Annotated in this window: 11 protein-coding genes and 1 pseudogene; 11 read left to right on the top strand and 1 reads right to left on the bottom strand. The window is 63.5% G+C overall.

Translation table 11 applies throughout. The features are described 5' to 3' along the window. Window positions 1-170, bottom strand: a 170-nt coding sequence (locus tag IZU87_RS16655; protein ID WP_249330709.1) for a transposase, incomplete at its 3' end; no start/stop codon positions are given. 110 nt (window positions 171-280) lie between these two features. On the opposite strand from IZU87_RS16655, the gene IZU87_RS18095 reads away from it, so the two are divergent. From IZU87_RS18095 to IZU87_RS16600, 11 genes and pseudogenes are all read left to right on the top strand, one after another. Beyond that, window positions 281-586 (top strand): YHS domain-containing protein, encoded by a 306-nt coding sequence (locus tag IZU87_RS18095; RefSeq protein ID WP_349305202.1) that lies wholly within the window; start codon window positions 281-283, stop codon window positions 584-586. Then, on the top strand, window positions 579-917 hold the full coding sequence (locus tag IZU87_RS16645) for a DUF5676 family membrane protein (protein ID WP_249330708.1): 339 nt from the start codon (window positions 579-581) through the stop codon (window positions 915-917). The genes IZU87_RS18095 and IZU87_RS16645 overlap by 8 nt, the downstream gene beginning before the upstream one ends. Window positions 918-1,118: 201 nt before the next feature. Further along, window positions 1,119-1,373: an SHOCT domain-containing protein gene (locus IZU87_RS16640; RefSeq protein ID WP_043337204.1), complete on the top strand. Its 255-nt coding sequence runs from the start codon at window positions 1,119-1,121 to the stop codon at window positions 1,371-1,373. A gap of 100 nt (window positions 1,374-1,473) precedes the next feature. Beyond that, a complete protein-coding gene (locus IZU87_RS16635; protein WP_245163154.1) occupies window positions 1,474-3,882 on the top strand; it encodes a copper-transporting P-type ATPase in 2,409 nt (802 codons plus the stop codon). 2 nt (window positions 3,883-3,884) lie between these two features. Continuing rightward, on the top strand, window positions 3,885-4,130 hold the full coding sequence (locus IZU87_RS16630) for a DUF2933 domain-containing protein (protein ID WP_052384922.1): 246 nt from the start codon (window positions 3,885-3,887) through the stop codon (window positions 4,128-4,130). After that, window positions 4,123-4,782, top strand: coding sequence for a methyltransferase family protein (locus IZU87_RS16625; protein WP_087720110.1), 660 nt, complete (start codon window positions 4,123-4,125; stop codon window positions 4,780-4,782). Before IZU87_RS16630 ends, IZU87_RS16625 begins: the two co-directional genes overlap by 8 nt. A gap of 84 nt (window positions 4,783-4,866) precedes the next feature. Beyond that, window positions 4,867-5,073 (top strand): annotated as a pseudogene (locus IZU87_RS16620) (hypothetical protein); the annotation flags it as partial. Between the two features lie 49 nt (window positions 5,074-5,122). Next, window positions 5,123-6,823, top strand: coding sequence for a DUF3141 domain-containing protein (locus IZU87_RS16615; RefSeq protein WP_213115273.1), 1,701 nt, complete (start codon window positions 5,123-5,125; stop codon window positions 6,821-6,823). Window positions 6,824-6,889: 66 nt separating this feature from the next. Continuing rightward, the gene (locus IZU87_RS16610) at window positions 6,890-7,348 is read left to right on the top strand and encodes a hypothetical protein (protein WP_043337196.1); all 459 of its coding nucleotides are present in this window, start codon (window positions 6,890-6,892) and stop codon (window positions 7,346-7,348) included. 105 nt (window positions 7,349-7,453) lie between these two features. Then, entirely contained in the window at window positions 7,454-7,678 is a 225-nt protein-coding gene (locus tag IZU87_RS16605) for a hypothetical protein (protein WP_087720112.1), read from the top strand. A gap of 60 nt (window positions 7,679-7,738) precedes the next feature. Further along, window positions 7,739-8,047 carry an IS3 family transposase gene (locus tag IZU87_RS16600; protein WP_043337211.1) on the top strand — a complete coding sequence of 103 codons (309 nt, stop codon included), beginning with the start codon at window positions 7,739-7,741 and terminating at the stop codon, window positions 8,045-8,047. Window positions 8,048-8,275: the final 228 nt, after the last annotated feature.

Here is an 8,275-nt window from a genome sequence, read left to right as displayed (position 1 = left end):
AGCGGCGCCTTGCCTGCCCGCTCAGCGCGAAGCCTGCGAACCCAATACTCCATGGTGGATTTGCCAACCCCCATGGCCTCACACGCCGCCTTCAGCGTGTAGCCCTGGTCGACCACGAGCTGGGCCGCTTCCAAGCGAAATTCCGGGCTAAACGTTCTCTTCTTCGTCATCATCTGCACCTGATTGTCTCTGTGAGCCATCATACACTCGAAGTCAGGTGGCCAGATTCACTGTGCCACTACAGTTTTACTTCCTGCTTTGGGCAGCAATCCTCTTCTTGATGATGCGGTTCGGCTGTGGCGCCCACGTCATGGGGCACAGCCATGGCAGGACCAAACACGACAACGATAGCCCAGGGAATCAACGTGCAACTGAAGGGCTGGAGTGGATTCCGCCAGCCGAGGACGTCGACCCCGTCTGCGGCAAGACCGTCAGAACGAAAGGGGCCAAGCCAAGCGTCCACGATGGCCACGTCTTTTACTTCTGCTCTCGTGACTGCCGGGAGCGCTTCGAGGCCGCGCCCGAACAGTATCTCGTCCCTGGTGCAACGGCCTCGCCCCTCCAACCGGAGAACAAAGATGCCTGATGCCAATGCTCCGTTGACAGCCAAGCCCCGTTCAGGAACTCGCTTGCCGGTTCAGGCAACGCCGCGGATTCCCATGATCGCACTCGGGATGAGCCTGGGGCTGTTCCTGGCCGTAACCTTCATCCTTTGCGTCGGCTACGATCTGCTGTTTCCCGACCAGGCGATGTATAAGAGCTGGCTGCGCTTGTTGCCAGGCTTCACTTGGCTCAGCTGGTCAAGCTTCTTCCTGGGGCTGGTCGAAAGTTTCGGCTACGGCTGGTACATCGCCCTGGTCTTCGGCCCGCTATACAACTTCTTTGTCACACGCCTCAACCGACACAGCGGAGCGTAGGCCATGAACGAATCCATCACTCAATACCGAAGGCCTCAACGCATGCGTGCGGCGTTGATTCCATTCCACTGAAGAGGTCGGAAACTGTCCGGGATCAAGAGCCGCCTACTTTCATCTCTACCTTCTCTTGACCCTTGGGTTACCCGCAGGCTTTAGCCTGATGTCAGGGCAAAGTAAGTAACAAGAAAAGGAGATCCGACCATGTGGGGCGACATGATGGCGTATATGGGGAGTTACGGCTGGGGGCATATGCTCTTCGGCGGGCTCATGATGGTGTTGTTCTGGGGCATCGTCATTGCCTTGGCCGTTCTCCTGGTGCGTGGCCTGACCCGAGGCCGGGGCGAGCCATTTTCTCAACGGCGGCCAACGGCCCTGGACCTTCTTCAAGAACGCTACGCCCGGGGAGAAATCGACCGCGAGGAGTACGAGCAACGCAAGCGCGATCTTCTGCTTTGATCGCACCTCCTGATTATTGGATACGGCACTATTAGTTTCGACCCTATCGAGATAGGGCCACGAGGTTGAATCAAGACGCGGAAGCGACGGAGACGATTCCATGACGCAACACCAACACGACCATTGTCACGGGCATGCCTCGCACGAGGCACCGACACTAGGCAGCGGCGATACGGACCAACACGCCGCCGGCAGCCAGGGTGGCGCCCAATACACCTGCCCGATGCACCCGGAGGTCGTCTCCGACCAGCCGGGTGACTGCCCCAAGTGCGGCATGCACCTCGTGCCCGTGGGAAGCGACGACTCGCAGACGCATGACGGGCATGGTCATGGGGCCTCCGCGCCGGCCCACGGCGGCAAGTACGACAAGGTGCCGGCCGGGCATGCCGGCGCCGTCTACACCTGCCCGATGCACCCCGAGGTGCGCCAAACCACTCCCGGTGCCTGCCCCCTGTGCGGTATGGGTCTGGAGCTGGAATCGGCGACGGTCGGCGATGAAGGGCCGAATCCCGAGCTGGTCGATTTTACCCGACGCTTCTGGGTCGCGGCCGTGCTCACGCTTCCGGTCCTGATTCTGACGATGAGCCCCTACCTGGGCCTCGGGGCCATTCGCGACTTCTTCGGTGAACGCAACGCGATGTGGATCGAGCTGGTGCTCAGCACGCCGGTGATCCTGTGGTCGGGCTGGCCGTTCTTCGTGCGCGGCTACAACTCCTTCCGCACCATGAACCTCAACATGTTCAGCCTGATCGGCATGGGGGTCGGCGCGGCCTATCTGTTCAGCATCGTGGCGGTGCTGGTGCCGGGCGTCTTCCCCGACGGCTTTCGCCGGGAAGACGGCACCGTCGGCGTCTATTTCGAGGCCGCGGCGGTGATCGTCACCCTGGTACTGCTGGGTCAGGTGATGGAGTTGCGCGCCCGTGAAGGCACCGGCAAGGCGATCCGCGCGCTGATGGACATGGCCGCCAAGACCGCGCGGGTGATCCGGCCCGACGGCAGCGAAGAAGAGGTCGCGCTGGAAGACGTGCAGGTGGGCGACCACCTGCGGGTGCGCCCCGGCGACAAGGTGCCGGTGGACGGCGTGGTGGTCGAGGGCCGCTCCTCGATCGACGAGTCGATGATCTCGGGCGAGCCGGTGCCGGTGGAAAAGGTCAAAGACGACAAGGTCACCGGGGCCACGATCAACGGCACCGGCAGCCTGGTCATGGAGGCCACCCGCATCGGCGCCGACACCATGCTCAGCCAGATCGTCGAGATGGTGGCTGCCGCCCAGCGCAGCCGCGCACCGATCCAGAAATTCGCCGACAAGGTGGCGGGCAAGTTCGTGCCCGCGGTGATCGGCGTCGCCATCCTCTCCTTCATCGCCTGGGCGATCTGGGGGCCGGCGCCGGCGCTGTCCTATGCGCTGGTCTCGGCGGTGGCGGTGCTGATCATCGCCTGCCCCTGTGCACTGGGGCTGGCCACGCCGATGTCGATCATGACGGCCACCGGACGCGGCGCGCAGGCCGGCGTACTGATCAAGAATGCCGAGGCGCTGGAAGGCTTCGCCAAGGTCGATACGCTGATGGTCGACAAGACCGGCACCCTGACCGAAGGCAAGCCGAAGCTGGTGGCGGTGCTGCCCGAGGAAGGGCATGACGAGGCCGAGGTATTGCGCCTGGCGGCCAGCCTCGAACGTGGCTCGGAACACCCACTGGCCGAGGCCATCGTCGCCGGCGCCGAAGAACGTGGCGTATCCCTCGCCGATGCCACCGATTTCGAAGCCGTGACCGGCATGGGCGTCAAGGGGGTCGTGGACGGCCAGTCGGTGGCCCTCGGCAACGCCAAGCTGATGGCCGAACTGGGCCTCGATGGCGGCCGGATCTCCGAGACCGCGAACGCCCGCCGCGATGAAGGCGAAACGGTGATGTTCGTCGTGCTCGATGGCCAGATCGCCGGCCTGGTCAGCGTCGCCGACCCGGTGAAGGAGACCACCCCCGAGGCCCTGAAGGCGCTGCACAAACTTGGCTTTCGCATCATCATGGCCACCGGCGACAACGAGCGGACGGCCAAGGCGGTGGCCGGGCGACTGGGTATCGATGAGATCCGCGCCGACGTGCTGCCCGAGGACAAGGCCCGCATCATCCGCGAATTGCAGGAACAAGGCCGCAAGGTGGCCATGGCGGGCGACGGGGTGAACGACGCTCCCGCCCTGGCCCAGGCCGATGTGGGCATCGCCATGGGCACCGGCGCCGACGTGGCGATCGAAAGCGCCGGCTTCACGCTGGTCAAGGGCAACCTCGACGGCATCGTTCGGGCCCGCAAGTTGTCGCTGGCCACCATGCGCAACATCAAGCAGAACCTGTTCTTCGCCCTGGTCTACAACGGGGCCGGCGTACCGATCGCCGCCGGGATCCTCTATCCGTTCCTCGGCATCCTGATCGGGCCGATGTTCGCCGCCTTCGCGATGAGCGCGTCTTCGCTGTCGGTGGTGATGAATTCGCTGCGCCTGCGCCGGGTGAGGATTTGATCATGCATGACGAAAAGGGGTGGCTGGAGCGAGGACCCAGCAAAGGCAGCTTCTGGCTCATGGTGGCGATCGCCCTGGCGGTGATGGGCTTCCTGCTCTGGGAGGAGCACAAGGTGCACCTGCTCGGTGCCCTGCCCTGGCTGATCCTGCTCGCCTGTCCGCTAATGCATGTGTTCATGCACGGCGGACATGGAGGCCACGGGGGTCATGGCGGGCATGATGATCACAAGGGAGGACGCGATGAGTGATGACGTACCCGCCTATGGGCTGTGGGGCCTGGTCATTCTCAACTCGGCGATCTTCATCTTCTTCGCCTTCAGCTTCTTCAAGCCGCAGACGCGCCGCGACTGGCGCTCGTTCGGGGCCTTCAGCGCCTTCCTGGTGGCGCTGTTCACGGAGATGTACGGCTTCCCGCTGACCCTCTACTTCCTCTCCGGCTGGCTGCAGTCGCGCTACCCGGAGGTGGACTGGTTCAGCCACGATGCGGGCCACCTGCTGGAGATGCTGTTCGGCTGGCAGGCCAACCCGCATTTCGGGCCGTTCCATCTGCTGAGCATGGTGTTCATCGCCGCGGGTTTCTGGCTCATCGCCGCCGGCTGGCGGTCACTCTATACCGCCCAGCGGCGGGGAGAACTGGCCACCACCGGGCTCTATGCCCATGTCCGGCATCCCCAGTACGCCGGCTTCGTGCTGGTGATGACCGGCTTCCTGCTGCAGTGGCCCACCCTGCTGACCCTGGTCATGTTCCCGGTATTGGTGTGGATGTACTCACGACTGGCGATCCACGAAGAGCGCGACGTAGCGCGCCAGTTTGGCGACAAATGGCAGACCTACGCGGCCCGCACGCCACGCTTCATTCCGCACCTGCGGATGGCGAGTACGAGTGGCTGGCGCCTGTAAGGACAAAATCCCAGAGGTGCAGTCATGAAAAGCAGACGTTTTTCTCGTCGGCACGATCGTGGTCGTCAGCGACGACTCGCCCGGGGCTTCTTCTGCCCCTGCCACGGCTCCCAGTTCGACTTCGCCGGACGCGTGTTCAAGGCGGTGCCGGCGCCGATCAACCTGAAGGTTCCGCCGTACCGCTTCCTGTCCGAGTCCCGGATCGAGATCGGCGCCCACGACATCCTGACACTGAGAGGTATCCACTATGACCGCCAAAACATCCACCACCAAGCCACCCACGGCTCATAAAACCCCGCGCAAGCGCCAACCCACCGCCCCACCAGAGATGGACGCCCCGATGACCGCACCCGAGCCCGAAGAAGGCACCCTCCCGAGCCACCCGGCCACGGAGCTACTCGCCTATCAGACCGACCTGTGGCGACGCGGCGTACGCTACCTGGACACGCTGTGTGAGCGCGCGGACAACATGCTCGAGCATGAGCAGGCGGGCAAGCCGCCACTGCTCGACTTCGATTACGAGATGCTCGTGGATGGCCGTCGACTGGCGCGCCCCGCCAACTATGCCCTGCTGCGCATCACCCGGGTCGGCGAGGACTGCCTGGAGGGCTGCCTCGACGAGACTAGGCCGCCAGTGATGATCGTCGACCCGCGTGCCGGCCACGGCCCAGGCATCGGCGGCTTCAAGCGCGACTCCGAGGTGGGCATGGCGCTCCACGAGGGACACCCGGTCTACTTCGTGATCTTCTTCCCCGAGCCCGTCCCCGGCCAGACACTGGAGGACGTGCTGCACGTCCTGCGCCGCTTCGTCGAGACGCTGGCCGAGCGCCACCCCGGCCAGCCGCCGGTGCTCTACGGTAACTGCCAGGCGGGCTGGGCCATCGCGCTGCTCTCCGCCGACTGCGAGGGTCTGGTCGGGCCGGCGGTGCTGAACGGCTCGCCGCTCTCCTACTGGTCCGGCGAATCCGGCGTCAATCCCATGCGCCTCGCCGGCGGCCTGCTTGGCGGTGCCTGGCTGACGCACCTGATGGCCGACCTGGGAGACGGGCGCTTCGACGGTGCGAACCTCGCCACCAACTTCGAAGCCCTCAAGCCTGCGAATACCCTGTGGCAGAAGGACTATCAGCTGTTCGCCGACATCGACGGCCAGCGCGAACGCTTCCTCGAGTTCGAGCGCTGGTGGACGGGCTTCTATAGCCTGAGCAAAGAGGAGATCGTTGCCATCGTCGAGAACCTTTTCGTCGGCAACAAGCTGGAGCGTGGCGAGCTCGAGGTCTGCCCCGGCTGTAGCGTCGACCTCAAGCGCATCCGCAACCCCCTGGTGATCTTCGCCTCCGGCGGCGACAACATCACCCCGCCCCATCAGGCGCTCAACTGGATCCCCGCGGTCTATCCCGATACCGCGGCACTCAAGGCCGCCGACCAGCGTATCGTCTACCTGCTCAATCCCCACGTCGGGCATCTGGGCATCTTCGTCTCCTCCAAGGTGGCGCGCCTCGAGCACCGAGCGATCCTCGAGAGCGTCGGCAATCTGAATGACCTGGCCCCTGGCCTCTACGAGATGCGCATCGACAACCCCACCGGCGACCCCGACTGTCACAAGCCCCAGTTCCAGGTGCGCTTCGAGGAGCGCCGCGTGGAAGACCTGAACTTTCCCGACCAGGCCCCGGCGTTCGAAGGGGTGCGAGCGCTCTCCGAGCACAATGTGGCCCTCTACGAGACCTTCGTCGGGCCCTGGGTGCGGTTTTACACCACCCCCTGGTCAGCCGAGGTGCTGCGTCAACTGCATCCGGCGCGGACCAGCCGGCTGATGTACTCGGAACGCTTCTCCCCCTGGATGACCGGTGTGAAGTGGCTGGCCGAGATGGTAGAGACCGCACCGGCGCCGATCGATAGTGACACCCCCTATCGGCAATGGGAGACGCTGTTGAGCGACTCTATCGCCTCGACGCTGGAGCTTGCCGGCACGACCCGCGACAGCATGTACGAGATGGGGTTTCGCAGCCTCTACGGCGGGGGATGGTGGAGCGAGAACGAGTGACCCAGTCGAAGCCGACCCGGTTTACAGCCAATACCTATAGAGCAACCCACTAATGGAGAGCAATAAATGAAGATCGAGACCTTTCATGACCTGATCGACTGGACTCGCCAGCTGCATGCCCAGTTGGCCGAGTGCTTCAGGCACTGTGCCACCCGGCAGGAGGAGGCACGGGCCAAATCACTGCTGGAGTATCTCGCCGATCACGAGGCGGTCCTGGAGCACACCGTGGCCAGCTTCGAGAAGCAGGCCGACCCCAAGGCCCTAAACACCTGGGTCTACGATTATCTGTCGCATGCGCCCATCAAACCCCATCAGGCGTGCAATTTGCCCTATGCCGAGATGGGCTTCGAAGACATCAGCCGGGAAGTCTTCTCGCTGCACGATCAGGTCATCGCGCTATACCGCTACCTGGAAGGACGCGCCGACATCCCCGAGGCTCGGGATCTCGTTCGCGAGCTCTTGAAGCTGGAGGAACACGAGGCGATGCGTCTGTCCCAGCAGATCAACCGGGCTCGGGATCTATAGATGTCGACGCTACAGGGCCGTCTAAGCAGAGGTCGTAGCCACTAATGAAGAACGGATGATCGCCCGGCACGTGCAGCGCACATTAACCAACACCCAGGAGGTGACATGACCCAGACGGCAACGCCAGTGGCCCTTGCGACGCTCGATGATCTGATTCAGCGAGCCGGTGGCGGTAACCCGATCCGCGTCGCCGTGGTCAACGCGGCCCAGGCCGCCGTGCTGGAGACGCTTCGCGAGGCGGCGAGGCTGGGCATCGCCGAGCCGGTGCTCATCGGCCGTCCCACCGAGATCGTCGAGGCCGCCGCGGCGATCGGGTGTGTAGTGGCATAGTGAATCTGGCCACCTGATTTTGAGTGTATGATCACTCACAGAGACAGTCAGGTGCAGATGATGACGAAGAAGAGAACGTTCAGCCCGGAATTTCGCTTGGAAGCGGCCCAACTCGTGGTCGATCAGGGTTACACGCTGAAGGCGGCGTGTGAGGCCATGGGAGTTGGCAAATCCACCATGGAATATTGGGTACGCAGGCTTCGGGCTGAGCGAGCAGGCAAGGCGCCGCTGAAAGGTGAGGCTCTGACGCCGGAACAGCGTGAGATCCAGGAACTGAAGCGCAAGCTGCGGCGGGTGGAGGAAGAGAAGGCAATATTAAAAAAGGCTACCGCTCTCTTGATGTCGGACTCCCTGAGCAATTCTCGATAATCGAGCGACTTGAAGAGAGCTATGCGGTGCAGCACTTGTGTCAAGTGTTTGGGGTGCATCGCAGTAGCTACCGGGCCTGGCGTGACCGGGATAGAAGGCCCTGTGAGACTGAGCAGAAGCTGCTGGATCAGGTTGTCGAGGCGCATACCGTCAGTAACGGCTCTGCCGGCGCTCGCAGCATTGCAAAAATGGTCACGCAGGCAGGAATACAGTTGAGTCGTTATCGGG

The organism is Cobetia sp. MC34, assembly GCF_018340035.1.
In the GTDB taxonomy this organism is placed as follows: domain Bacteria; phylum Pseudomonadota; class Gammaproteobacteria; order Pseudomonadales; family Halomonadaceae; genus Cobetia; species Cobetia amphilecti.
This window is presented reverse-complemented; position numbering and strand designations above follow the sequence as displayed.

What these genes read in the sequence shown, in the direction of transcription:
- IZU87_RS16610 (WP_043337196.1), top strand. Translation starts at nt 6,890, where the DNA reads ATGAAGATCGAGACCTTTCATGACCTGATCGACTGGACTCGCCAGCTG.
- IZU87_RS16630 (WP_052384922.1), top strand. Translation starts at nt 3,885, where the DNA reads ATGCATGACGAAAAGGGGTGGCTGGAGCGAGGACCCAGCAAAGGCAGC.
- IZU87_RS16615 (WP_213115273.1), top strand. Translation starts at nt 5,123, where the DNA reads ATGACCGCACCCGAGCCCGAAGAAGGCACCCTCCCGAGCCACCCGGCC.
- IZU87_RS16600 (WP_043337211.1), top strand. Translation starts at nt 7,739, where the DNA reads ATGACGAAGAAGAGAACGTTCAGCCCGGAATTTCGCTTGGAAGCGGCC.
- IZU87_RS18095 (WP_349305202.1), top strand. Translation starts at nt 281, where the DNA reads ATGATGCGGTTCGGCTGTGGCGCCCACGTCATGGGGCACAGCCATGGC.
- IZU87_RS16645 (WP_249330708.1), top strand. Translation starts at nt 579, where the DNA reads ATGCCTGATGCCAATGCTCCGTTGACAGCCAAGCCCCGTTCAGGAACT.
- IZU87_RS16625 (WP_087720110.1), top strand. Translation starts at nt 4,123, where the DNA reads ATGAGTGATGACGTACCCGCCTATGGGCTGTGGGGCCTGGTCATTCTC.
- IZU87_RS16605 (WP_087720112.1), top strand. Translation starts at nt 7,454, where the DNA reads ATGACCCAGACGGCAACGCCAGTGGCCCTTGCGACGCTCGATGATCTG.
- IZU87_RS16640 (WP_043337204.1), top strand. Translation starts at nt 1,119, where the DNA reads ATGTGGGGCGACATGATGGCGTATATGGGGAGTTACGGCTGGGGGCAT.
- IZU87_RS16635 (WP_245163154.1), top strand. Translation starts at nt 1,474, where the DNA reads ATGACGCAACACCAACACGACCATTGTCACGGGCATGCCTCGCACGAG.